Annotated in this window: 22 protein-coding genes; 7 read left to right on the top strand and 15 right to left on the bottom strand. The window is 72.0% G+C overall.

Translation table 11 applies throughout. The features are described 5' to 3' along the window. Positions 1–443 precede the first annotated feature (443 nt). Positions 444–782: a hypothetical protein gene (locus ACZ4V1_RS17010; protein WP_468335936.1), complete on the top strand. Its 339-nt coding sequence runs from the start codon at positions 444–446 to the stop codon at positions 780–782. On the opposite strand, the gene ACZ4V1_RS17005 is transcribed toward ACZ4V1_RS17010, so the two are convergent. After that, the gene (locus ACZ4V1_RS17005; protein WP_468335933.1) at positions 769–3,243 is read right to left on the bottom strand and encodes an alpha-L-arabinofuranosidase C-terminal domain-containing protein; all 2,475 of its coding nucleotides are present in this window, start codon (positions 3,241–3,243) and stop codon (positions 769–771) included. The genes ACZ4V1_RS17010 and ACZ4V1_RS17005 overlap by 14 nt on opposite strands. 139 nt (positions 3,244–3,382) lie before the next feature. Between ACZ4V1_RS17005 and ACZ4V1_RS17000 the strand changes: the two genes are divergently transcribed. Beyond that, on the top strand, positions 3,383–3,844 hold the full coding sequence (locus tag ACZ4V1_RS17000) for a DUF6314 family protein (RefSeq protein WP_468335930.1): 462 nt from the start codon (positions 3,383–3,385) through the stop codon (positions 3,842–3,844). Here the strand turns inward: ACZ4V1_RS17000 and ACZ4V1_RS16995 are convergent. The 3 genes from ACZ4V1_RS16995 to ACZ4V1_RS16985 form a co-directional block, all read right to left on the bottom strand. Continuing rightward, complete coding sequence (locus ACZ4V1_RS16995) at positions 3,841–4,422, bottom strand: histidine phosphatase family protein (RefSeq protein ID WP_468335927.1); 582 nt, start codon at positions 4,420–4,422, stop codon at positions 3,841–3,843. The two genes, ACZ4V1_RS17000 and ACZ4V1_RS16995, sit on opposite strands and share 4 nt — an antisense overlap. A gap of 73 nt (positions 4,423–4,495) precedes the next feature. After that, positions 4,496–4,936: a GNAT family N-acetyltransferase gene (locus ACZ4V1_RS16990; protein WP_468335924.1), complete on the bottom strand. Its 441-nt coding sequence runs from the start codon at positions 4,934–4,936 to the stop codon at positions 4,496–4,498. A 40-nt stretch (positions 4,937–4,976) separates the two neighbouring features. Further along, positions 4,977–6,422, bottom strand: a complete 1,446-nt coding sequence (locus ACZ4V1_RS16985; RefSeq protein ID WP_468335921.1) for an aminotransferase-like domain-containing protein — start codon at positions 6,420–6,422, stop codon at positions 4,977–4,979. Between ACZ4V1_RS16985 and ACZ4V1_RS16980 the strand changes: the two genes are divergently transcribed. After that, positions 6,421–7,347 carry a DMT family transporter gene (locus ACZ4V1_RS16980; protein WP_468335918.1) on the top strand — a complete coding sequence of 309 codons (927 nt, stop codon included), beginning with the start codon at positions 6,421–6,423 and terminating at the stop codon, positions 7,345–7,347. The two genes, ACZ4V1_RS16985 and ACZ4V1_RS16980, sit on opposite strands and share 2 nt — an antisense overlap. Before the next feature lie 28 nt (positions 7,348–7,375). Further along, the gene (locus ACZ4V1_RS16975) at positions 7,376–7,570 is read left to right on the top strand and encodes a DUF1918 domain-containing protein (RefSeq protein ID WP_468335916.1); all 195 of its coding nucleotides are present in this window, start codon (positions 7,376–7,378) and stop codon (positions 7,568–7,570) included. An 87-nt stretch (positions 7,571–7,657) separates the two neighbouring features. Here ACZ4V1_RS16975 and ACZ4V1_RS16970 read toward each other — a convergent pair whose 3' ends face one another. Continuing rightward, positions 7,658–8,935 carry a glycoside hydrolase family 10-like protein gene (locus tag ACZ4V1_RS16970; RefSeq protein WP_468335913.1) on the bottom strand — a complete coding sequence of 426 codons (1,278 nt, stop codon included), beginning with the start codon at positions 8,933–8,935 and terminating at the stop codon, positions 7,658–7,660. A 178-nt stretch (positions 8,936–9,113) separates the two neighbouring features. Here ACZ4V1_RS16970 and ACZ4V1_RS16965 point away from each other — a divergent pair, with 178 nt between their 5' ends. Together ACZ4V1_RS16965 and ACZ4V1_RS16960 are read left to right on the top strand one after the other, a co-directional pair. Next, on the top strand, positions 9,114–9,986 hold the full coding sequence (locus ACZ4V1_RS16965) for a 3-hydroxybutyryl-CoA dehydrogenase (RefSeq protein ID WP_468335910.1): 873 nt from the start codon (positions 9,114–9,116) through the stop codon (positions 9,984–9,986). 182 nt (positions 9,987–10,168) lie between these two features. Beyond that, entirely contained in the window at positions 10,169–10,426 is a 258-nt protein-coding gene (locus ACZ4V1_RS16960; RefSeq protein ID WP_468335907.1) for a hypothetical protein, read from the top strand. Here the strand turns inward: ACZ4V1_RS16960 and ACZ4V1_RS16955 are convergent. From ACZ4V1_RS16955 to infC, 9 genes are all read right to left on the bottom strand, one after another. Continuing rightward, entirely contained in the window at positions 10,423–10,989 is a 567-nt protein-coding gene (locus ACZ4V1_RS16955; protein ID WP_468335904.1) for an NUDIX hydrolase, read from the bottom strand. The two genes, ACZ4V1_RS16960 and ACZ4V1_RS16955, sit on opposite strands and share 4 nt — an antisense overlap. Before the next feature lie 116 nt (positions 10,990–11,105). After that, positions 11,106–12,446 carry a transcriptional regulator gene (locus ACZ4V1_RS16950; RefSeq protein ID WP_468335901.1) on the bottom strand — a complete coding sequence of 447 codons (1,341 nt, stop codon included), beginning with the start codon at positions 12,444–12,446 and terminating at the stop codon, positions 11,106–11,108. A 448-nt stretch (positions 12,447–12,894) separates the two neighbouring features. Beyond that, on the bottom strand, positions 12,895–15,417 hold the full coding sequence (gene pheT / locus ACZ4V1_RS16945) for a phenylalanine--tRNA ligase subunit beta (RefSeq protein ID WP_468335898.1): 2,523 nt from the start codon (positions 15,415–15,417) through the stop codon (positions 12,895–12,897). Then, entirely contained in the window at positions 15,417–16,538 is a 1,122-nt protein-coding gene (pheS, locus tag ACZ4V1_RS16940) for a phenylalanine--tRNA ligase subunit alpha (RefSeq protein ID WP_468335895.1), read from the bottom strand. The genes pheT and pheS overlap by 1 nt, the downstream gene beginning before the upstream one ends. A 150-nt stretch (positions 16,539–16,688) precedes the next feature. Beyond that, on the bottom strand, positions 16,689–17,828 hold the full coding sequence (locus tag ACZ4V1_RS16935) for a sensor histidine kinase (protein ID WP_468335892.1): 1,140 nt from the start codon (positions 17,826–17,828) through the stop codon (positions 16,689–16,691). Positions 17,829–17,878: 50 nt separating this feature from the next. Beyond that, on the bottom strand, positions 17,879–18,727 hold the full coding sequence (locus ACZ4V1_RS16930; protein ID WP_468335889.1) for a TrmH family RNA methyltransferase: 849 nt from the start codon (positions 18,725–18,727) through the stop codon (positions 17,879–17,881). A 182-nt stretch (positions 18,728–18,909) separates the two neighbouring features. Then, positions 18,910–19,293 carry a 50S ribosomal protein L20 gene (rplT, locus tag ACZ4V1_RS16925; protein ID WP_003977226.1) on the bottom strand — a complete coding sequence of 128 codons (384 nt, stop codon included), beginning with the start codon at positions 19,291–19,293 and terminating at the stop codon, positions 18,910–18,912. Between the two features lie 97 nt (positions 19,294–19,390). Beyond that, the gene (rpmI, locus tag ACZ4V1_RS16920; protein ID WP_007829094.1) at positions 19,391–19,585 is read right to left on the bottom strand and encodes a 50S ribosomal protein L35; all 195 of its coding nucleotides are present in this window, start codon (positions 19,583–19,585) and stop codon (positions 19,391–19,393) included. Between the two features lie 107 nt (positions 19,586–19,692). Next, a complete protein-coding gene (gene infC, locus ACZ4V1_RS16915; RefSeq protein WP_468336465.1) occupies positions 19,693–20,358 on the bottom strand; it encodes a translation initiation factor IF-3 in 666 nt (221 codons plus the stop codon). Positions 20,359–20,745: 387 nt separating this feature from the next. On the opposite strand from infC, the gene ACZ4V1_RS16910 reads away from it, so the two are divergent. Then, positions 20,746–21,102: a DUF1844 domain-containing protein gene (locus tag ACZ4V1_RS16910; protein ID WP_468335886.1), complete on the top strand. Its 357-nt coding sequence runs from the start codon at positions 20,746–20,748 to the stop codon at positions 21,100–21,102. 9 nt (positions 21,103–21,111) lie between these two features. Here ACZ4V1_RS16910 and ACZ4V1_RS16905 read toward each other — a convergent pair whose 3' ends face one another. Then, the gene (locus tag ACZ4V1_RS16905; RefSeq protein ID WP_468335883.1) at positions 21,112–21,843 is read right to left on the bottom strand and encodes an SseB family protein; all 732 of its coding nucleotides are present in this window, start codon (positions 21,841–21,843) and stop codon (positions 21,112–21,114) included. Between the last annotated feature and the right edge of the window lie 136 nt (positions 21,844–21,979).

The following is a 21,979-nucleotide window of genomic DNA, read 5'->3' as shown; positions in this document are numbered from 1 at the left end:
CACGCGAAGCGAACCGCCAGGTCACCACGAACTGACGGTTCCAACTGCCGTGCCCCGGCACACGCGATCAGTTCCGAAGTATGGACCCGTGGCCGGGCGGGGGGGTGCTGTGCTTGGCCAGTGGGCGAGGTAGCGAGGGTGAAGATCCCATCGGATTCAAGTCACCTGGACCAACTGATCGCGGAGTACAAGGGGGATGCCAGGCTGCGGGATCGACTGCGGCTCGGTTGCTCACCGCTATCGGCGGCCGGGAGGGTCGGGTGATGACGTTCTCCGAGCTGGCGGACGCGACCAGCGTGCCTTCCGTTGGCCGGGCGAACATCGTTCGGCTGCTCCGGCACCGCGAGCTCGGTGTTGATCTGGGCAGTCCCCTGCGCCACAACTCGCCGATCTGGGGGGCGTAATGGCGGTGAGGGGGTTCTCGGTCACAGTAGCCTGCCGCCGTGGGGAACACGTTCGGCGCCGGCGACGACAGCCTCGACCTGTCCAACGGCGGCACCGCCGTGTTCGTGGACGGACTGAGCCTCGCCGGGCCGGCGCGGGCCGAGCACCCCTGGGACCACCGGTTCGCCGCGCCGCCGGCCATGCGGGACCAGAACGTGAGGGGCAGGGGCGCGGTCGGGTTCGCTCCACGCCTCCTGCGTACGGCACCGGGTACCGAGCGCGCTGCCGTACCGGGAGGGGTGCGTCTTCCGCCACGGATGACGGGCGCCGGGCCCGGGGTCCGGGGCGACCGCGCGCACTGGCGAGGCCGCCCCGGGCCGGTACCTACCTCTGCCTGATCCGCAGGAACGTCACCGAGTTCGCCGGGAAGGTGTACGTGAACTCGCTCGCCACCCCCGAGAAGGTGGACCGCACCGGGGTGACCGGCGTGTCCGTCTCGGTGTTGACCGCGTCCTGGTCGGCGGCCAGCGTGGTGACGCGGGCCTTGGGAGCGACCCTGGCGCCGCCGAGGTCGACGGCCGTGCGGGCCGCCGTGTCCTGGGCGTTGACGACCTTGACGATCAGCTCGCCGGTCCGCGCGTCCTCGGTGACGATCTGGCGGAACGGCTCGGCCGGCTTGTCGTCGGTGAAGCTGCCCCACTCCTCGCCGTCGAGGTAGAGGGTCACCTGGCGGCCCCGCACCTTGACGTCGATGTCGTAGGCGCGGCCCGTCTCGATCGAGCCGGCCTTGGAGATCAGCGTCGACTTGCCGCCGTCCGAGGCCTGTTCGACGGCGGACTGGGTGTTGTTCCAGCCGCCCAGGTTCCACCAGTAGTAGTTGCCGGTGTCCTTGACGCCGAAGGCGACGAGGAAGCCCTCCTGGCCGGACTTCTTGGTGGCCTTCACGTGCAGGTCGTAGTCCTTCCAGGCCGGGTCACCCGCCGTGACCAGGGTGTTCTCGGCGGCGGCGTCGGTCTGGACGTACTGGCCGTCCTGGACGGTCCAGCTGCCGGCGCCCGAGTGCGTCCACTGCGACGCGTCACCCGAGAAGTCGTCGGCCAGCAGGGTCTTCCCGTCGGCCGACGTGACCTTCACGTCGTCGTAGGCCGCGCTGGTCGCCCAGGTCGACAGGCCGACGGCGCCGGTGATGGGGCCGCTGACGGCCGGCGTGCCGGTCGCCTCGGAGGGAACGACGTGGTCGCCGGTGTTGTTCATGAAGAGCTTCTGGACCTCGTAGTTGGCCGAGTTCCAGGACGCGTGGTTGTTGAACCAGATCATGTCCGGGCTCCACTGCACGTAGTCCTCGTTGGCGAGCAGCGGGGCGTAGGAGGCGAGCTTCACGATGTCCGCGTTGCGCTCGAGGCCGGTCATGAAGGCGGCTTCGGACAGCGCGTTCTTCCAGGCGTTGCCCTGGGAGGCGTACTCGCCGAGGAAGACCTTGGGGCCCTTCCTGTCGTACGAGTCGTAGCGGTCGTTGTTCTGGAGGAACCACTGCGGGCTGTTGTAGTAGTGCTCGTCGACCATCTCGACGCCGGCCTCGCGGTTGAGCTGCCAGGCGGTGTCGAAGGTGGTGCCGGAGTCGTCCGGGCCGGAGTTGGAGACGACGGTGATGTCCGGGTGCTTCGCCTCGATCGCGGAGCGGAACTCCTTGAAGCGCGCCATGAACTCCCGGGGGAGGTTCTCCTCGTTGCCGACGCCGACGTGGGTGAGGTGGAAGGGCTTGGGGTGGCCCATCTCGGCGCGCACACCGCCCCACTCGCTGGTGCGGGGGCCGTTGGCGAACTCGATGAGGTCGAGGGTGTCCTGGATGTGCCGCTTCAGCAGCGCGTCGTCGTCGGTGGCCTTGTTCTGGCCGCAGCCGGTGACCAGGGCGGGCACGACGGGCAGCGGCATGGCGCCGATGTCCTCGGCGAAGCGGAAGTACTCGTAGTAGCCGAGGCCGTAGCTCTGGTTGTAGCCCCAGAAGTTGGCGTTGGTGGCGCGCTCCTCGACCGGGCCGACGGTGTCCTTCCACTGGTAGCTGCGTTCGCGCTGCCAGCCGCTCGCCTCGCTGTAGTCCTCCATGGAACCGGTGTTGACCAGGCAGCCGCCGGGGAAGCGCAGGAAGCCGGGGTCGAGGGCCTCGATCTTCTCGGCGAGGTCCTTGCGCAGGCCGTTGGGCTGCTTCTTGTAGGTGTCGCGCGGGAAGAGGGACACCATGTCGAGGGCGGCCGGCGCGGTGGTGGCGACGGCGAGGCGGCCGTGGCTGCTGGTGCGGTTCGCCGTGAAGGTGGCGGTGTACTTGCGCCACTCCCCCTTCGCGGCGACCCGGCGCACCTTGGCGAGCGTGCCCGCCGCGTCCCGGAGGGTGACGGTGAGGGTGGTGCCGCCCTCGGCACGGGCCCACACCGAGAAGTCGTACTTCTTGCCCCGCTCCACCCGGACGCCGGTGTTGTAACCGGCGTTGGCGACGGACGAACCGGCGCCCAGGGCGAGGTAGTTGCGGTTGCGCTCGTTGAGGCGGCCGGCGTCGTTCACCACCTCGGCCGTGCCGTCGGCCGACCAGGAGGTGAGCGGTGTGTACGAGGCGTTGTCGGCGGTGGAGTACTCGAAGGACCGGTTCTGCACGAGTTCGGCGTACAGACCGCCGTCGGCGGCCCGGTTGATGTCCTCGTAGAAGACGCCGTACATCGTGTCGTCGATCGCGGCGCCCTCGGCGGAGGGGTCGACGGTGATCGTGTAGTCGGCGGCGGCCTCCGCGTGCGCCGGCGACGGCAGCAGGGCCGAGGCGGTCAGGAGGGCGGTGACGCTGAGACCGAGTCTCCAGCGGGTGCGTGACATGGATACTCCGCGGCTCTCACTAGGTCGTTCGAAATATCGGACGTTGGTCAGCACTTCGAACGGCAAGATAGGGAGGGGGCGGAGGCGCGTCAATGGGTCGCGCGGCAACCAGGGAGCCTGAGACGGAAAGCGGGTGGAAATGGGCGAGTTGTGGCCGGTGCCGGACGTGCTGGCGTTTCTCGCGGGCCGGTGGCGCACCGAGCGGTCGGTACGGGATCTGGCGAGCGGCGCGGAGGGCCGCTTCGAGGGGGTCACCGCGTTCGACGCGCTCGACGGCGACGGGCTGCTGAGCCGGGAGGCCGGTGCCTTCACCTGGCAGGGCGTGACCCGCCCCGCCGAGCGGACGCTGCGCTACGCGCCGGGGGCCGCACCGGGCACCGCCGACGTGCGTTTCGCCGACGGGCGCCCCTTCCACGGCCTGGACCTGACCTCGGGCCGCCATGTGGCCGACCACCCGTGCGCCGCCGACCTCTACCGCGGCGAGTTCACCGTCCGGGACGCGGACCACTGGCGGACCGTGTGGCGCGTGGGCGGCCCGGCGAAGGACCTGCTGCTCACGACGGATTACACCCGCGAAACGCCCGGCGTTCGAGGGGCCTAGCCAGACCGGCACCCTTCGAAGCGGAGGTTCCAGCGGCCCGCGCGGCCCGTGACGGTGGTCGCCGACAGCGGGCGGACGTCCAGGTTCCAGTACGTCGCCGGCGGCGCCTTCAGCGCGTACACCAGCGCGGCCCGGATCACGGACGGCTCGGCCACGGCGACGATGCGGTCGCCGTCCTCCCCCGGGCGGGTGTCCAGCCAGCCGCCGACCCGGGTGATGAAGCCCAGCAGCGACTCCCCGCCGTGCGGTGCCGTCCGCGGGTCGGCGAGCCAGGCGTCCACGGCCGCCGGCTCGCGGGCCATGGCCTCGCCGAGGGTCAGTCCGCGCCAGCGGCCCATGTCGCAGTCCCGCAGGGCGAGCTGGACCAGCGGCGCGCAGCCGAAGGCGTCCCCGGTCGCGCGGCTGCGGGGTGTGGGCGAGCAGTAGCGCAGTTCGGCCGCCGCCAGCGGCAGCAGGCCGCCCGCGGCGCGCAGCGCCTCGTCCCACCCGGCCTGGTCGAGCGGCCGGTCGTCGTCGAAGCGCTCCGCGAGCAGCGGTGAACTGCGTGCGGCCGCGACGAACGTGACCCGAAGCGCCATGCGGTGATGGTGCTGCGCCAAGGTGCGCAGGTCAAGGGGTGTTACCTGTGGGTTACCCAGGGTGTCCCAGGGCTCACCGGCCGAAGGTGAGCTCCATCCACTGGTCCGGCCGGTCCAGCGCCGTGAAGCCGAGCTTTTCGTACACGCCGTGCGCGTCGTGCGTGGCCAGCAGGACGCGCCGCGGCCCGTCCGGCCGCAGGTGGTCGCGCACGGCCCCGACCAGCGCCGTCCCGAGGCCCTTTCCGCGTACGGAGGGGTCGACGTACACGTCGCACAGCCACGCGAAGGTCGCCCGGTCGGTGACCACCCGGGCGTACGCCACCTGCTCCCCGGACGCCGCGTCGTAGACCCCGAAGTTGAGTGAGCCCTCGATGGCCCGGTCCTGCTTCTCCCGGGACCGCCCGAGCGCCCAGTACGCGTCGGTGGACAGCCAGCGGTGCACCCGCCCGGCGTCGATGCGGTGCGGGTCGGTGGAGATCTCGTAGCCCTCGGGGAGGGGCGGCGCCGCCTTCATGCGGGGATGCTCGCAGGGGCGGGGAGCCCGCGTCGACCCGTTATGAGGGTCCGCCCCACACCTCCGCAAAGGCCGTGCGCAGGCGCCGTACCCCTTCCGCGATCTCCCCGACGCCCGCGACCGCGGCGAAGCTCAGCCGGAGGTGGGCGGCCGGGGGTTCGGCGCTGAAGTACGGGCGGCCGGGGGTGACGGCGACGCCCGCGCGCAGTGCCGCCGAGGTGACTGCCGCCTCGCCCGTCCCCTCGGGCAGGCGCGGCCACAGGTGGTAGCCGCCGGAGGGGACGTGGGACAGGGTCACCTCGGGCAGGTGCAGGCGCAGTGCGGACGTCATCGCGTCCCGGCGAGCCTTCAACTCCGCCGAGACGGCACGCAGATGCCGCGGCCAGGCGGGCGAGCCGACGAGTTCCAGCGCCGCCTCCTGGAGGGGCCGGGGCACGAAGAAGGTGTCGACGACCTGGATGGCCCGCAGCCGCTCCAGCACCGGTCCGCGCGCGGCCAGGGCGCTGACCCGGAAGCTGGGCGAGGTCGCCTTGGTCAGCGAGCAGACGTGGACGACGACGCCGTCCGGGTCGTCGGCGGCCAGCGGGGCCGGCAGCGGGCCCGCGTCCTCGTGCACCAGCCGCCGTACGAAGTCGTCCTCGACGACGAAGGCGCCGGCCGCTCGGGCGATGCGCAGCACCTCGCCGCGCCGCTCGGGGGCGAGCACCGCACCGGTCGGATTCTGGAACAGGGGCTGGCAGACGAAGACACGGGCGCCGGTCGCCCGGAAGGCGTCGGCGAGCAGGGCCGGCCGCACACCGTCCGCGTCCACGGGGACCGGCACCGGGCGCAGACCGGCCGCCCGTGCGATGGCCAGCATGCCGGGGTAGGTCGGGGACTCGACCAGGACGGGGGTACCTGGCGGGGCGAGGGCGCGCAGCGCGGTGGTCAGCCCGGACTGGCCGCCCGCGGTGATCAGCACTTCCGCCGCCGTGATGGCCCCGCCGATGCTGCGCGCGAACCACTCCCGCAGCTCCGGCAGCCCCTCCATCGGCGGTCTGCCCCACGCACCGGGACGCCGTCCGGCCCGGGACAGCGCCGCCGCCATCGCCCGCTCCGGCTGCAGCGACGTGTGCAGATAGCCGCCGTTGAACTCCACGACGCCGGGCGGCGGGGCGGACAGCGAGACCAGGACTCCGGAGGCGTCCACCGAGCGCGGTACGAGGTCGGCGGCGCCGTCGGCGCTGAGCGCGACCTCCTGCCACGAGGTGTCCCCGGAGGGCACGGCCGACTCGCGTTGCCGGGCGCGGAAGGCCCCGGCGCCGGGCCGGGTGACCACCAGCCCCTCGGCGGCCAGCTGCGCCAGGGCGCGGGAGACGGTCACCGGGCTCACCCGGAAGCGGTCGACGAGGGCTCGGCTGGACGGGAGCTTTCCGCCGGGTGAGTAGCGGTCGAGCTCTCGCCGCAGCTGGTTCGCCAGGTCAGCGACACTGCTACGCTCTTGCATGAGAGCACAGAGTAGCGCTACCGACTCGACGACGATAGCGGTCGGCAGTCCGGACGCCGCATCCGGCAGGAGCTCGTTCGGCACCCTCCAGGCCGCCCTCGGTGTCATCGCCTTCTCCCTCACCTTCCCCGCCACCGCCTGGGGCCTGGAGGGGTTCGGCCCGTGGTCACTGATCGCCGTGCGCAGCTTCCTCGCCGCGGTGATCGCCGGTGGCTGTCTGCTGGCGGTGCGCGCGCCGCTGCCCGAGCGACGGCACTGGTTCGGGCTCGCGGTGGTGGCCGGCGGCGTCGTCCTCGGCTTCCCGCTGCTGACGACGCTCGCCCTGCAGACCTCGACCACCGCGCATGCCGCCGTCGTGGTCGGCCTGCTTCCGCTGACCACCGCGCTGCTGTCCGCCCTGCGTATCGGCACCCGGCCCTCGCGCACCTTCTGGATCGCGGCCCTGGCGGGTGCGGCGGCCGTTCTCGCCTTCACGGTGCAGCAGAGCGGCGGTGCCCTGACCACGGCCGACGCCTGTCTCTTCGCGGCGCTGCTGGTGTGCGCTGCCGGTTACACCGAGGGCGGGCGGCTGGCCCGGGTGATGCCGGGCTGGCAGGTCATCGGGTGGGCGCTGGTGCTGTGCCTGCCGCTGACCGTGCCGATGGCGGCCGTCGCCCTGTCGTTCGAGCCGGTGCACCTGACGGCGCACAGTGTGACCGGGCTGCTGTGGGTGGCGGCGGGTTCGCAGTTCCTCGGCCTGGTCGTCTGGTACCGGGGCATGGCGGCCATCGGCATCCCCAAGGCCAGCCAGTTGCAGCTCGCCCAGCCGCTGCTCACACTGGTGTGGTCGGTACTTCTCCTGGGCGAGCACCTGACGGTGGCAGCTCCGCTGACGGCGGCGGCGGTACTGGTGTGCATCGCGGTCACCCAGCGGGCCCGGGGCTGAGCGGCACACAGGTGAGGAGGCCTCACAGATGCACGCAACCAAGGGCGACAAGCTGATCCAGCACGGCCGGGTGGTCGGTGAGCACGACAAGGTGGCGGAGATCGTCGAAGTCATGGGCAAGGAGGGCGCTCCCCCGTACCGGGTCCGGTTCGAGGACGGGCACGAGGCGGTGTGCTCGCCCGGCCCCGACTCGGAGATCCGGCACAGGGAGATCCAGCTGTAACCGACCCAGCCGTAGCCGATCCGGTTGCAACCGATCAGGTCGCAGCCGATCCGGTCGCAGCCGATCCGGTCGCAGCCGATTTCCGTCCTAGCGCGAGGTGCCGGCCGGCTGTGCGTAGTGGTCGGCACTCACCCGTGCCATCGCCCCGATCCGGTCGTCGGCCACCTCCTTCGCGGAGAAGAAGACGTGGCCGCGCACCTCCGGGTGCTCCCGGGCCAGTGTGAGGTGCCGGGAGAGTTCGGCCGGGTCCTGCCAGGCGGCGGGCTGCGCCGGGGCGCCGGCCTTGTACAGCGCCTCACCCACGTACAGCTGCGTCCGGCTGCCCTTGGCGACCTCGGCCCACCAGGGAAGCAGCTTCGCGTAGTCGGCGGCGTCCAGGCCGATGTGCCAGTACAGCTGCGGCACGATGTAGTCGAGCCAGCCCTCGCGCACCCACTTGCGGGTGTCCGCGTACAGGTCGTCGTACGTCTGCACGCCCGCCCTGGTGTCCGAGCCCTTCGCGTCGGTGGCCGCGTTGCGCCACACCCCGAACGGGCTGACCCCGAAGCGGGCGGCCGGCCGGACCTTCTTGACGCGTTCCGCGGTCTCGCGCACCAGCAGGTCGATGTTCTCCCGCCGCCAGGCCGCCTTCGTCGTGAAGCCGCCGCCGTAGGTGCCGTAGGTGCCGCCGTCGTCGAAGCTCTGGCCCGCCACCGGGTAGGGGTAGAAGTAGTCGTCGAAGTGGACGCCGTCCACCGCGTACTTCTCCACCGCGTCCATCATCGCGTCCTGGACGAAGGCCCGGACCTCCGGCAGCCCCGGGTTGTAGTAGAGCTTCCCGCCGTACGGCACCACCCACGCGGGGTTCCTGCGCCCGGGGTGGGAGGGCACGAGGCGGGCCGGGTCGTCGTGCGCGGCGACGCGGTACGGGTTGAACCAGGCGTGCAGCTCCAGGCCGCGGGCGTGGGCCTCCTTCACCGCGGTGCCCAGCGGGTCCCAGCCCGGGTCGCGGCCCTGGCTGCCGGTCAGGTACTCCGACCAGGGCTCGTACGCCGACGGCCACAGCGCGTCGGCCGTCGGCCGCACCTGGAAGATCACGGTGTTGAGGCGGTGCCGCACCGCGTTGTCGAGGTGCTCGATCAGTTCCGCGCGCTGCTCGGCCGCCCGCAGCCCCGCACGGCTGGGCCAGTCGCGGTTGGCCACCGTGGCCAGCCACATGCCCCGCATCCCGGGGACGGCACGGTGTGCGGGCCGCTCCATGGCGGAGCCGGGCGTGGGCGGCGGCGTGGGCGCACCCGACGGAACCGGAGCCGCCGACGCCCGGGGCGCCATGGTGAACGCCGACAACGCCGCCACCGCGAAGGCACGACGCGAGACACGGCCCATGGGGAGACCTCCTGAACGTTGTGGATCCGCACGGTCACGGATCGTGAGGGGGAACCCAGCATGCCCGACCCGGAGGCGGGATCCGTGACCATTCGGAGGTAACGTGCTCGATCGGAGCAGGCTCCGGGGACCCCGGCTCGCCTGCTGCCACAGCCGTGGAGTCAGCGAAAGGGACGATGTGACCGGCATCTCGGGAGATATCGCACGCGTCGGCGTGGTGGGCTGCGGTCAGATGGGGGCGGGCATCGCCGAGGTGTGCGCCCGCTCCGGTCTGGAGGTGATGGTCGCCGAGACCACCGGCGAGGCCCTGGAGATCGGCCGGACCCGGTTGTACAACTCGCTCGCCAAGGCCGCCGAGCGCGGCAAGATCACCGAGGAGGAGCGGGACGCGACGCAGGCGCGACTGAGCTTCACCACCGACCTCGGCGAGTTCGCCGACCGTGATCTGGTGATCGAGGCCGTCGTCGAGAACGAGCAGGTCAAGACCGAGATCTTCCAGGTGCTCGACCAGGTCGTGACCCGGCCGGACGCGATCCTGGCCTCCAACACCTCCTCGATCCCGCTGGTGAAGCTGGCGGTCGCCACCTCGCGGCCCGACCACGTCATCGGCATCCACTTCTTCAACCCGGCCCCGGTGCAGCAGCTCGTCGAGCTGATCCCGGCGCTCACCACCTCCGAGGGCACCCTCAGCCGGGCACAGCTCTTCACCGAGAAGGTGCTGGGCAAGCACGCCATCCGCGCCCAGGACCGCTCCGGCTTCGTGGTCAACGCGCTGCTCATCCCCTACCTGCTCTCCGCGATCCGGATGTTCGAGTCGGGGATCGCCAGCCGCGAGGACATCGACAACGGCATGGAGATGGGCTGCGCCCACCCGATGGGCCCGCTGAAGCTCTCCGACCTGATCGGCCTGGACACGGTCTCCTCGGTCGCGTACTCGATGTACGAGGAGTACAAGGAGCCGCTGTACGCCGCTCCCCCGCTCCTCCAGCGCATGGTGGACGCGGGCCGGCTGGGCCGCAAGAGCGGCTCGGGCTTCTACTCGTACGGCTGACACGCAGCGTGACATCGCGCGGGCCCGGCACCTGACGAGGTGCCGGGCCCGCCGCGTTCACACGGCGTGTGCGCGCCGGGCCCGCATATGCCGCCCGCACACTCTCCCCACGCGCCCACCAGGCGGGTTGACTCACCATGCACATGCAAGGGATGTGAGACGACTACGGAAAGGAGCGGTCCGTGACCGCCGATCCCGAGCATTCCGTCGTCCAGGGAGAACTCGCAGAGTTACGACGTCGGCTCGACGTGGCCTACGCCCGCGTCGAGGGGGGACTGGCCCTGCTCTCCCACCGCACCGAGGAGACCGCCAAGGAGCTGGAGGATCTGAACACCCGGCTGACCGCCCTGGAGCACGCCCGCTGGCCACTGCCCTCTCTCGCGGTCGTCACGGCCGTGGGCGCCCTGGTCGTGGCGGTCTGGCAGGCGCTCGGACGTTAGGCACCGCCGCCCCGGCCGCGGGGCGGAGCGTCCTGTCCGAGCCTGAGGTGGTGCAGCAGGAGTAACGCGGCCGCCATGTTGGCGGCCGGGACCTCCCCGCGGGCGACCAGGTCGGGAACGAGTTTGAGGGGGACCCATTCCCGGCGGTCCGACTCGAAGTCGTCCACGGGGTGTCCGACGTACGTGCCCTCGTCGGCCCAGTAGATGTGGTGCCGGGCGTCGGTGAGCCCGTTGGACGGCTCCACGCTCATGAGGTGGTGCAGCGGTCCCGGCCGCCAGCCGGTCTCCTCCTCCAGTTCCCTGGCCGCCGCCTTCGCCACGTCCTCGCCGTCCTCGACGACGCCGGCCGCGAGTTCCCAGCCCCAGCTGTCGGTGATGAAGCGGTGCCGCCACAGCAGGAGGACCTCGCTCGCGTCGTTCACGACGGTGGCGACGGCCACGGGGCGCATCCGTATGAGGAAGTGGTCGAGGTGCCGGCCGTCCGGTAGCCCGACGTCGGCGAGATTGACGCTGAACCAGCGGTTTGAGTACACAGTTTGTTCGTTCTCTTTCGTCCACTGCACGGTTCTGCCACCTTTCCTGGAGTAGGTGGCAATATCGCAGCAGTGGCCTCCCGGCAGCAGGCGCACGGTGGCCGCTCACGGCGCAGCGGCGGGCGCAGGCCCGGGCGCCAGGACGGTCACAGCGGTACGCGCAGGGCCCCGTCGATGAGTTCGGCGGCCTCGGCGGTGCCCGCGCCACCGCTGCGCACCAGGTGCTCCCGGACCGCGCGGAGTCTGTCGCGCAGACGCTGGGACTCCATGCCGCGGGCCTGTTCGGCCATCTGCACCGCGGTGGCCACCGCCTTGTCGGCGTTGCCCCGGCGCAGCTCGACCGTGCTGAGCATGGCGAGCCGGTGCACGCGGCCCCGGTCGTGCGCCGGGTTGTCGACGGCGGCCGCCGCGTGCTCCCCCGCCGCCGCGAGCTCACCGAGGCTGAGCAGCGCCTCGGCGACCTGGACGTTGACCAGGCCGGGCTGGACATACCCGGTCTCGTCGGGTTCGTAGCCACGCCGGATGCGCTCGGCGGCCTGCTCGGCCCGCCGGATGCAGGACAGGGCACTGGTGCCGTCGCCGAGGTGGGCGTAGGCCTTGGCCTGCATCGCGTACAGGTCGGAGGCGAGCGCCGGGGTGATCTGCCGGCCGGCGGTGCGCAGGGCGGCCTCGGCGAAGGCTACGGCCTGCCGGTTCTCCCGCATGAACAGCGCCTGGTTGACGAGCAGCGCGATGACGTAGGCGCCGAGACCCCGGTCAGCGCTGGCCTTCGCGAGCCGGAGCGCCTGGTGGAAGTAGCGCTGGGCGAGACCGTGCGCGTCGGAGTCGTACGCGCAGATGCCGGCGACCGCCACCAACCCGCCAGTGGCCCGGTGCAGTTGGCGGCCGGTGGCGTCGGTGTAGCTGCCGCGCAGCAGTGGGGCGGCCTCGGAGTTGAGGAAGCCGACGATGCGGGCGCGGGTCGCCATGCCGCCGGCCTTGCGGTACATCTGCTCGTAGTGGGCGCGCGCGCAGCGCAGCGTCTCCAGGTCGGCCGGGGTGACCCGGTGTCTGCCGCCGCGGGAGACGTCCACGTCCTCGGGCGGGTTCTCCCACTCCCACACCGGCATCACGGCGGGCGTCCCGGTGAGGGCGGGGGCGCCGAGGACGTGTGGGCGTTGCTGCTGGTCGGAGCGCCACAGGGCGGTCGCGCGCTCCACGAACCCGGACAGTGAACCGGTGTGCGCAGCGGCCGGCTCGCCGGGCACGCCGAGGCCGATGTCGTCGAGGGTGACGGGGCGGTGCAGCCGGGACGCGAGGACCTCGCAGATCAGGTCGGGCACCTGGCCACGCGGCCGCTGTCCCTTCAGCCACCGCGCCACGGCGGTGTGTTCGTATCTCAGCGCGAGTCCCCGCGCCCGCCCCGCCTGGTTGACGTGCGCGGCCAGTCCCGCGTGCGAGATCCCGGCCTCGTCGAGGATCGCGTCGAGCAGGGTGTTGGGCTGCATGGGTGCCCCCCGGTGACTCGGTGCCGACAGCGTAGTGCGTCGGTCTTCACACGGGGTGTGAACGGAGTACGTGCATCCGTACCGTGTGCGCGCTGTCGCGGAGAGTTCCGGGCCGGTTGACTGAACTGCCTCGAAAGAGGCCGGCCGGGCCGCCGGCTCCCCCTCGTACAGTGCGGCGGCCCGTTTCCACGCCGTCCGCCCGGCTGCCTGCCCGACACTCCGTGGCGGGGCGGACGGCTCCGCCGGCTTCGCGGAGCGACTAATCGCCGATCAGTGTGCGGGTGCGTTGTCGAGTGCGGGTGCATCGTGGTCGCTCGCGCAGTTCCCCGCGCCCCTGGAGGGACGTCCCCCTGACGCCGACAAGGGGCGCGGGGAACTGCGCGACCAGCCACCGACTACCCGCAGCCGCCGACCGGCAGAACCCCACGCCCCTTGGGCGAACCGCCCGCTAACTACGCAGCACCGCTCCGACACGCTCGCCCGCGAGGGCGACCGCCGCATCGCGAGCCGCGGAGGCTTCGTCGACCGTCAGCGTCCGGTCCCCCGCGCGAAAGCGCAGCGCGTACGCCAGGGACTTGCGCCCCTCACCGAGCTGCTCGGCGTTGTCGTAGACGTCGAAGAGCCGGATGGACTCGAGCAGTTCACCCGCGCCGTCGCGCAGCGCGGCCTCGACGTCCGCCGCCGGCACGAACGCGTCGACCACCAGGGCGACGTCCTGCGTGGCGACCGGGAACGTGGAGATGCCCGGCGCCTGCGGGGTGTCGTCGCCGACCCGTGCCACGGCGTCGAGGTCCAGCTCCATCGCGCAGGTGCGCGCGGGCAGGCCCAGCGTCTTCAGGACGCGCGGGTGCAGCTCGCCGGCGTGCCCGATCACCCGGTCCGCGCCGTCCACCGTGATGGTCAGCTCGGCACAGCGGCCGGGGTGCCAGGGACCGTACTGCCCCTTGCGGGTGCCCAGTTCGGCGCCGGCCTCGCGGGCGACGGTCCGGGCGGCCTCGACCGCGTCGGCCCAGTCGGCCGGACGGCCCTTGCCCCACCAGCCGGCCTGCTCGCGGGCGCCGGTCAGAACGACGGCGACGTGCCGCGGCTGGTCGGGCAGCGCGGCGTCCAGCGCGGCGAGGTCGTCCTCGCTGGGGCGCCGGTCGACGGGCAGGTTGGCGGCCACCTTCCGCTCGTCGCGCGGGTGGAAGACCAGGCCGGTCTCGAACAGCGCGAGGTCGTGCGAGCCCCGGCCGTCGTTGCGGCGCAGCGCGCCGAGCAGACCCGGCAGCAGTGAGGTCCGCAGCGCGGGCTCCTCGTCGCTGAGCGGGTTGACCAGCTTGACGACGCGGCGGGCCGGGTCGTCGGCGGCCAGCCCGAGCCGGTCGAAGACCTGCTCGCTGACGAACGGGTAGTTCGGCGCCTCGACGTAACCGGCGCCGGCCAGCGCGCGGCCGACCCGGCGGTGCAGCCGCTGCCGGGAGGTCAGGCCGCGGCCCGCCGGGGGCCTGGGCAGCGTGGAGGGCAGGTTCTCGTAGCCCTCCAGGCGGATGACCTCTTCGGCCAGGTCGTTCGGGTCGGTGAGGTCGGGACGCCAGGACGGGACGGTGACGATCAGCTCGTCCTGTCCGTACACGTCGCAGCCGACCTGCTGGAGGCGGCGTACGACGGTCTCGCGGCCGTACTCGACGCCCGCGACCTTGTCCGGGTGGTCGGCCGGGACGCGGATGGTGTGCGGTGCGGACGGGGCGCTGATCTCGGTGACGCCGGCCTCGGCGGTGCCGCCCGCGAGCAGCACGAGCAGGTCCACGGTGCGCTGCGCGGCAGCGGCGGCGGCCTGCGGGTCGACGCCGCGCTCGAAGCGGCGGGAGGCCTCGGAGGACAGCTTGTGGCGGCGGGCGGTGCGCGCGATGGCCACCTGGTCGAAGTGGGCGGCCTCGATGACCACGTCGGTCGTCGCGGTCCCGCCGTTCTCGGCGGCACCGTGATCCGCGATCTCGGTGTTGGCGCCGCCCATGACGCCGGCGAGGCCGATCGGGCCGCGGTCGTCGGTGATGACCAGGTCCTCGGCGTGCAGCTTCCGCTCGGTGCCGTCGAGGGTGACGATCTTCTCGCCCTCCCCGGCCCGGCGGACGCCGATGGTGCCCTGGACCAGGGAGCGGTCGTAGGCGTGCAGGGGCTGGCCCAGCTCCATCATGACGTAGTTGGTGACGTCGACGGCGAGCGAGATCGGGCGCATGCCGACCTTCTGGAGCCGCCGCTGGAGCCAGATCGGAGAGCGTGCCTCGGCGCTGAGGCCGGTCACCGTGCGGGCGGTGAAGCGGTCGCAGCCAGTGGGGTCGGAGATCTTCACCGGGTAGCCGTAGGCGTTCGGGCCGGGCACGTCGAGCAGGGCCGGGTCGCGCAGCGGCAGGCCGTAGGCGATGGCGGCCTCGCGGGCGACGCCGCGGATGGACAGGCAGTCGCCGCGGTTGGCGGTCACCGCGATGTCCAGGACCTCGTCGACCAGTTCGAGCAGCTCGATGGCGTCCTTGCCGACCTCGGTCTCCGGCGGCAGCACGATGATGCCGTGCGAGCCGTCGTCGCCCATGCCCAGCTCGTCGCCGGAGCAGATCATGCCGTGGGACGTCTTGCCGTAGGTCTTGCGGGCGCTGATCGAGAAGCCGCCCGGCAGGGTGGCGCCGGGGAGGACGACGACGACCTTGTCGCCGACGGCGAAGTTCCGGGCGCCGCAGACGATCTCCTGGGGCTCACCGGTGCCGTTGGCCTGGCCGACGTTCACGGTGCAGAAGCGGATCGGCTTCTTGAAGCCCTCCAGCTCCTCGATGCTCAGCACCTGGCCGACGACGAGGGGGCCCTTGAGGTCGGCACCGAGGTGCTCGACGGTCTCGACCTCGAGTCCGGCCGAAATGAGCTTGGCCTGGACGTCGCGGCCGGTCTGCGTGGCCGGCAGGTCGACGTACTCCCGCAGCCAAGAAAGCGGGACCCGCATCAGATCTCCATCCCGAACGGCCGGGTGAAGCGCACATCACCCTCGACCATGTCTCGCATGTCCTCGACGTTGTGGCGGAACATCAGCATCCGCTCGATGCCGAACCCGAAGGCGAAGCCGCTGTACTTCTCGGGGTCGACGCCGCAGGCGGTGAGCACTCGCGGGTTGACCATGCCGCAGCCGCCCAGCTCGATCCAGCCTTCGCTGGAGCAGGTGCGGCAGGGCCGGTCGGGGTTGCCGACGGACGCGCCCTTGCAGACGTAGCAGAGCATGTCCATCTCGGCGGACGGCTCGGTGAAGGGGAAGAAGTTGGGCCGCAGCCGGGTCTTCATCTCCGCGCCGAACAGCGACTGGACCATGTGGTCCAGGGTGCCCTTGAGGTCCGCCATGGTCAGGCCCTCGTCGATGGCGAGCAGCTCGACCTGGTGGAAGACGGGGGTGTGCGTGGCGTCCAGCTCGTCGGTGCGGTACACGCGGCCGGGGCAGATCACGTAGACCGGCAGCTCGCGGTCGAGCGCGGAGCGGATCTGCACGGGCGAGGTGTGGGTGCGCAGCACGACACCGGACTCGGTGCCGCCATCCGGTCCCTCGACGAAGAAGGTGTCGGCCTCGCCGCGGGCCGGGTGGTCCGGGCCGATGTTCAGGGCGTCGAAGTTGAACCACTCGGCCTCGGCCTCGGGGCCCTCGGCGACCTCGTAGCCCATGGCCACGAAGACGTCCTCGATGCGCTCGGAGAGCGTGGTGAGCGGGTGCCGGGCGCCGGCCGGTACGCGGTCGTAGGGCAGCGTGACGTCCACGGCCTCCTCGACCAGGACCCGCGCGTCGCGCTCGGCCTCCAGCTCCTCCTGGCGGGCCGCGAGGGCCTTGTTCACGGCGCCGCGGGCCATGCCGACGCGCTTGCCGGCCTCGGCCTTGGCCTGCGGGGGCAGGGCGCCGATCTCGCGGTTGGCCAGCGCCAGCGGCGAGGTGCCGCCGGTGTGGGCGACCTTGGCCTCCTGGAGCGCGTCGAGGGAGTCCGCTGCGGCGAAGGCGGCGAGCGCCTCGTCCCGCATGCGCTCGATCTCTTCCGGTTTCAACGCCTCGACCTCGACAGGGTCGTACGACTTATTCGGTGCCGACATCTCTTCCCGTGCTTCCGATTGGCTGGCTGATGGTCCCCGTCACCGGCTCGTGGACGAAGCGTCTGCGTCTGAGCGTCTCCGTCTGCGGGACACAAAGGTGCCAAAGGCCGAGTCTAACGGGGTGGAGGGAGGCGGATGCGCCCGCGGTGCTCAGGCCAGGTAGGCCGGAGCCGCCACGGGCAACGTAAATCGGAACTCGGCGCCGCCGCCGGGGGCGCGGCCGACCGTGATGGTGCCGCCGTGGGCCTCGACGATGCCCTTGACGATGTACAGCCCGAGGCCGGTCCCGCCGCGCTTGCTGCCCCGCCAGAAGCGGGTGAAGACGCGGTTCATGGACTCCTCCGGGATGCCGGCCCCTTCGTCGCTCACCGTGACCGACGTGCCGGTGTCCTCCCCTTCGCGGGGGGACGCCGTGGGCGTGATGTCAATGGTGACGGTTCCCTCGCCGTGCCGCACGGCATTTTCGATGAGGTTGCTGAGCACCTGGTCGATCTTGTCGGGGTCGGCCCACAGGTCGGGCAGCGGCTGGGCGAGGCGGAGCAGGAAGCGGTCGGCCTCCTGGCCGGCGGCGACGTAGGCCTGGATGTGGCGGCCGACGGCGGCCCCGATGTCGACGGGCTGGCGGCGGACCTCCAGCCGGCCGGAGTCGATGCGGGAGATGTCCAGCAGCTCGGCGATGAGCCGGGTGACCCGGTCGGCGTCGGCGTCGACGGTCTCCAGCATCAGCCGCTTCTGGTCGTCGGTGAACCGCTCCCACTTGGCCAGCAGCGTGGCCGTGAAGCCCTTGACGGAGGTGAGCGGGGAGCGCAGTTCGTGGGCGACGGTGGCGATCAGCTCGGCGTGGCTGCGCTCGGTGCGGCGGCGGGCCTCGGTGTCCCGGAGGGTGACGACGACGCGGTCGACGGGGCCGGTGGGCCGGGCGCGGACGTAGCGGGCGCAGACGAGGACCTCTCGTCCACCGGGGAGCAGGAGGTTGCGCTCGGGCTGGCGGACGCGGATGGCGAGGCCGCCGTAGGGATCGGTGAGCTGCCACCAGCGCCGCCCCTCCAGGTCCTCTAAGGGCAGGGCCTTGTCCAGTCGCTGTCCGAGGGCGTCGGCGGCGGGGGTGGCGGTGATACGGGCGGCGGCCGCGTTGAAGCAGACGACGCGCCCGTGCTCGTCCGCGACGACCAGGCCGTCGGGCAGCTCGTCCGGGTCGACGCCGAGGTCGGCGAGGTCGCCGGGCGTGCGGGGCGCGGGCGGACGCGGCGCCTGCCGTGCTCCCGGTGCGCTGCTCGTGCCGACGCTCATCCCCGTACCCCACCTCTCAACCGCGCAGGGGCCTTGAGCTGGTCACCCTACTAGCTCTCGGTGACGGAGCGGCACCCTCCGGCGGCGCGCTGTGCACGCGCCGACGCGTAGAGACATACGGCGGCGGCGGTCGCGAGGTTCAGGCTCTCGGCCTTCCCGTGGATCGGGACGCGCAGGACGGCGTCGGCGAGAGCGCGCGTCTCCTCCGGCAGCCCCCATGCCTCGTTGCCGAACACCCAGGCGGTGGGGCCGCCCATGGTGCCCTCGTCGAGTTCGGCGTCGAGGTCGTGCGCACCCGCGCCGTCGGCGGCCAGGACGCGCACCCCGGCGTCCCTGAGGCCCGCGACGGCCCGCTCGACGGGTACGCCGACGGCGACCGGCAGGTGGAAGAGGGAGCCGACGGAGGCGCGTACGGCCTTGGGGTTGTACAGGTCGACGGAGGCGTCGGTGAGCACGACGGCCTCGGCGCCGGCGGCGTCGGCGCAGCGCAGCACGGTGCCGGCGTTGCCGGGGTCGCGGACGTGCGCCAGGACGGCGACGAGTCTGGGGCGGGCGGCGAGGATCTCGTCGAAGGGGGTGTCCAGGAACCGGCAGACCCCGACCAGGCCCTGCGGGGTGACGGTGGTGGAGATGTCCTCGATCACCTGCTCGGCGGCGAGGTGGATACGGGCCCCGGCGTCGCGGGCCGCGCCGATGATGTCGGCGTACCGCTCCGCTGCCTCGACGGTGGCGAATACCTCGACCAGGGTGTCCCCGTACTCCGCGGCCTCCCGCACGGCCTGCGGCCCCTCGGCCAGGAACAGCCGCTCCTTCCCCCGGAAGTTCCGCTTGGCCAGCCGCCGCGCGGCGGCGACCCGGGGGGAGCGGGGGGAGATCGGCTCGGGGTCGGCAGGGCGCATCGACTTCTTCACCTTCACAGTTGTCCCGACGCGGGCTGGAGCGCCCCTCAGGGGCGCGGGGAACTGCGCGACGAGCCACAACGCGCCCGCGGCCGAAGGACCGGCCAGGCGGCGGCAACCGAAGGACCCGCAGGCTTCGTGCCTGCGGGTCCTTCAGTACGTCGGCTCGAGCCGGCGCAGCGTCACGCGGCCTTCGGCGCGTTGACGTCGCTCGGCAGCGCCTTCTGGGCGACCTCGACGAGCGCGGCGAACGCGTTCGGGTCGTTGACGGCCAGCTCGGCGAGGATCTTGCGGTCGACCTCGACGTTGGCGGCCTTCAGGCCCTGGATGAAGCGGTTGTACGTGATGCCGTTGGCGCGGGCAGCGGCGTTGATGCGCTGGATCCACAGCTGGCGGAAGTCACCCTTGCGCTTCTTGCGGTCGTTGTAGTTGTAGACCAGCGAGTGGGTGACCTGCTCCTTGGCCTTGCGGTACAGGCGCGAGCGCTGACCGCGGTAGCCGGAGGCCTGCTCGAGGATCGCCCGGCGCTTCTTGTGGGCGTTGACTGCCCGCTTGACGCGTGCCACTTGTTAACTCCTTGTAGCGGGGCCGCGGTGATCCTCACGCGGCCCGGTATCGATTGGGTCCCGGTCCTGACGTACGACGCTCAGTGGCGCCCGTACGTCACTTGCCGAGAAGCTTCTTGATCTTCTTGGCGTCGCCCGGGGCCATCTCGGCGTTGCCGGTGAGGCGACGCGTCAGGCGCGACGACTTGTGCTCGAGCAGGTGGCGCTTGCCGGCGCGCTCACGGAGCACCTTGCCGGAGCCGGTGACCTTGAAGCGCTTGCTGGCACCGCTGTGCGACTTGTTCTTCGGCATAGCGCCGTTCTCTCCTCGTCGATGGCGCTCCGATGCCCGGTCGTGAAACCGGGCACGGTGGAGCGTCGCTTGTATCGGTTACGTCCTGGGGACGGTGTCCCCCGGAGTCACGCCTCGGCGGAAGCCTCGGCCGGGGTCTCGTCCGAGACCTCGGCGTTCACGGCGTCGTCGTCCGCGGCGTTCTGCGAGCGACCGGGGTTGGCCTTCGCCTCCGCCTTGCGGGCTTCCTGCGCCTGGCGAGCCTCGGCCATCGCCTCGGTCTTCTTCTTGTGCGGACCGAGGACCATGATCATGTTTCGGCCGTCCTGCTTCGGGTTCGACTCCACGAACCCGAGGTCGGCCACGTCCTCCGCGAGACGCTGCAGCAGTCGGTAGCCGAGCTCCGGCCGGGACTGCTCGCGACCACGGAACATGATCGTGATCTTGACCTTGTCGCCCTGCTTGAGGAACCGGACGACGTGACCCTTCTTGGTGTCATAGTCGTGCGGGTCGATCTTCGGCCGGAGCTTCATCTCCTTGATGACCGTGTGCGCCTGGTTCTTGCGCGCCTCACGTGCCTTCATGGCCGACTCGTACTTGAACTTCCCGTAGTCCATGAGCTTGCACACGGGCGGACGGGCGTTCGCCGCGACCTCGACGAGATCGAGGTCGTACTCCTGCGCAAGCTCCAGGGCCTTGGCAAGCGGGACAATCCCGACCTGCTCGCCGCTGGGACCGACAAGTCGCACCTCGGGAACGCGAATCCGGTCGTTGATGCGGGGCTCGGCGCTGATGGATCCTCCTCGGTAGCACCACGCGACGGTCTGGCGGACAGCCGCGTAACGTCTGTGTTCGATAGACCTAACCGCGCCGGCGCAACAAAAATGCCCCGGGACGATCACAGGCGGGGCTCCTCGAACTACTACCGGAGCACCGTCGCGATGGTCGCGGGGCGCGATTTCGGGCCGGTCGCCGCCGCTGGGACGGGACCGCCTGACCGGTGACCCGCCGCCCTGAGGACGGCCAGGTGGGAGTTCGAAAGCCTCCACTTGTGGGCCGGGCCCGCCGCCGTGGGGCGTGCGTGTCCGACCGGTCGTTACACAAGGTTAGCAGCTCGGCAGGGGAAGGGCTAACCGAGACCGAGTGGGGCCGTCCGGCGCCCTGCGCCTATCGTGTGCGGCATGAGTGACACCCCTCCTGAGACGCCCGACTTCGACGCCATGACCCGCGACATCGCGGAGGTTCCGGCGGTCGAGGTGATCGTGACGGTCGCCGTCAACCTGATGAGCGCCGCCGCCGTGAAACTGGGCCTGACCGAGGAGGGCGAGGCGCACAAGGACCTGGACGAGGCCCGCAAGCTGGTGCACGCGCTGGCCGGTCTGCTCGACGCGACCGCGACGGAGATCAGCTCGTTCCACGCGGCGCCGCTGCGTGACGGTCTGAAGTCGCTTCAGCTCGCCTTCCGCGAGGCCGCGCTCGTCCCGGACGAGCCGGGCCAGGGTCCGGGCGAGAAGTACACGGGCCCGGTCTACGGCTGAGCCCCTCCGCTATCCCCGCACGTACAAGGGCTCGCCCGGTGGCGTGGCCCCGGCCGGCAGCAGCGCCAGGTCGAGGCCGCGCACCAGGCGGGCCCTCAGCGTTTCGTCGGCGGCCAGACGCTCGGCGACGGCGCGGGCGGCCTTCGCCGGGTCGGCGTCGGGGTCGAGCTGCAGCGCCAGGGTGCCGTCGGCCCGGCCCGGCCCGAGGTGCGCCCGGGACACCGCGGGCTCGGCGGCCACGGCGGCGCGGACGGCCTCCGCCACGGCGGGGTCGGCGAGCGGGTCGGTCGTCGTACGGCCCTCGGCCAGTGCCAGCAGCACGGCTCCGGTCAGCTCGAACGGCACCGGTCCGGCCAGGTCCAGTACGACCGTGTCCGCCTTCTCGTGCGCGGCCGCCCGCAGCGCCTGGTGCACGGGCACGGCGACGGGGCGGGCGCCGGGGTCCCAGCGCGCGAGCGAGTCGGTGGAGGTGAAGGCGGGCAGGGCCGTACGGTCCCCGGCCTTCAGCGTCGGTACGGCCATGTCGCTGGTCTTCTCACGGCGCAGTCCGTTCCCGTCCTCCTCGACCTCGCCGAGGACGGCCACCACCGGCACGAGCAGCCGGGCGCCCTTGAGCGCCTCCAGTACCGGTGCCAGGGCGGTGCGGTCCTCGGCCCACGCGGCGAGCGCCGCGCTCAGCCGGGGGTCGGCGGAGCCGTCGTCGTCGGAGTAGCCGGAGTCGGGAATGTTCTTGTTCGCCACGGTCCCCGACCCTATCCGGGGGTGGACGGCACCCCTCACCGGCCTCACGGGGAGACCGGCGCGTGCCCGGCGCGGGTGGCGCCGTATCGTCGTCGGCCTCGGCACCCTCGGGCGGGGAGGCAACGGTGGAGACGGT

This window comes from Streptomyces sp. NPDC028991, assembly GCF_055564775.1.
This window is presented reverse-complemented; position numbering and strand designations above follow the sequence as displayed.

Excerpts from the sequence above, each read along its gene's own strand:
- pheT (WP_468335898.1), bottom strand. The coding sequence starts at position 15,417 with ATGCGGGTCCCGCTTTCTTGGCTGCGGGAGTACGTCGACCTGCCGGCC.
- ACZ4V1_RS16985 (WP_468335921.1), bottom strand. The coding sequence starts at position 6,422 with ATGCAAGAGCGTAGCAGTGTCGCTGACCTGGCGAACCAGCTGCGGCGA.
- pheS (WP_468335895.1), bottom strand. The coding sequence starts at position 16,538 with ATGTCGGCACCGAATAAGTCGTACGACCCTGTCGAGGTCGAGGCGTTG.
- ACZ4V1_RS16910 (WP_468335886.1), top strand. The coding sequence starts at position 20,746 with ATGAGTGACACCCCTCCTGAGACGCCCGACTTCGACGCCATGACCCGC.
- ACZ4V1_RS16975 (WP_468335916.1), top strand. The coding sequence starts at position 7,376 with ATGCACGCAACCAAGGGCGACAAGCTGATCCAGCACGGCCGGGTGGTC.
- ACZ4V1_RS16980 (WP_468335918.1), top strand. The coding sequence starts at position 6,421 with ATGAGAGCACAGAGTAGCGCTACCGACTCGACGACGATAGCGGTCGGC.
- ACZ4V1_RS17005 (WP_468335933.1), bottom strand. The coding sequence starts at position 3,243 with ATGTCACGCACCCGCTGGAGACTCGGTCTCAGCGTCACCGCCCTCCTG.
- ACZ4V1_RS16930 (WP_468335889.1), bottom strand. The coding sequence starts at position 18,727 with ATGCGCCCTGCCGACCCCGAGCCGATCTCCCCCCGCTCCCCCCGGGTC.
- ACZ4V1_RS16935 (WP_468335892.1), bottom strand. The coding sequence starts at position 17,828 with ATGAGCGTCGGCACGAGCAGCGCACCGGGAGCACGGCAGGCGCCGCGT.
- ACZ4V1_RS16970 (WP_468335913.1), bottom strand. The coding sequence starts at position 8,935 with ATGGGCCGTGTCTCGCGTCGTGCCTTCGCGGTGGCGGCGTTGTCGGCG.
- ACZ4V1_RS16950 (WP_468335901.1), bottom strand. The coding sequence starts at position 12,446 with ATGCAGCCCAACACCCTGCTCGACGCGATCCTCGACGAGGCCGGGATC.
- ACZ4V1_RS16995 (WP_468335927.1), bottom strand. The coding sequence starts at position 4,422 with ATGGCGCTTCGGGTCACGTTCGTCGCGGCCGCACGCAGTTCACCGCTG.
- ACZ4V1_RS17000 (WP_468335930.1), top strand. The coding sequence starts at position 3,383 with ATGGGCGAGTTGTGGCCGGTGCCGGACGTGCTGGCGTTTCTCGCGGGC.
- rpmI (WP_007829094.1), bottom strand. The coding sequence starts at position 19,585 with ATGCCGAAGAACAAGTCGCACAGCGGTGCCAGCAAGCGCTTCAAGGTC.
- ACZ4V1_RS16990 (WP_468335924.1), bottom strand. The coding sequence starts at position 4,936 with ATGAAGGCGGCGCCGCCCCTCCCCGAGGGCTACGAGATCTCCACCGAC.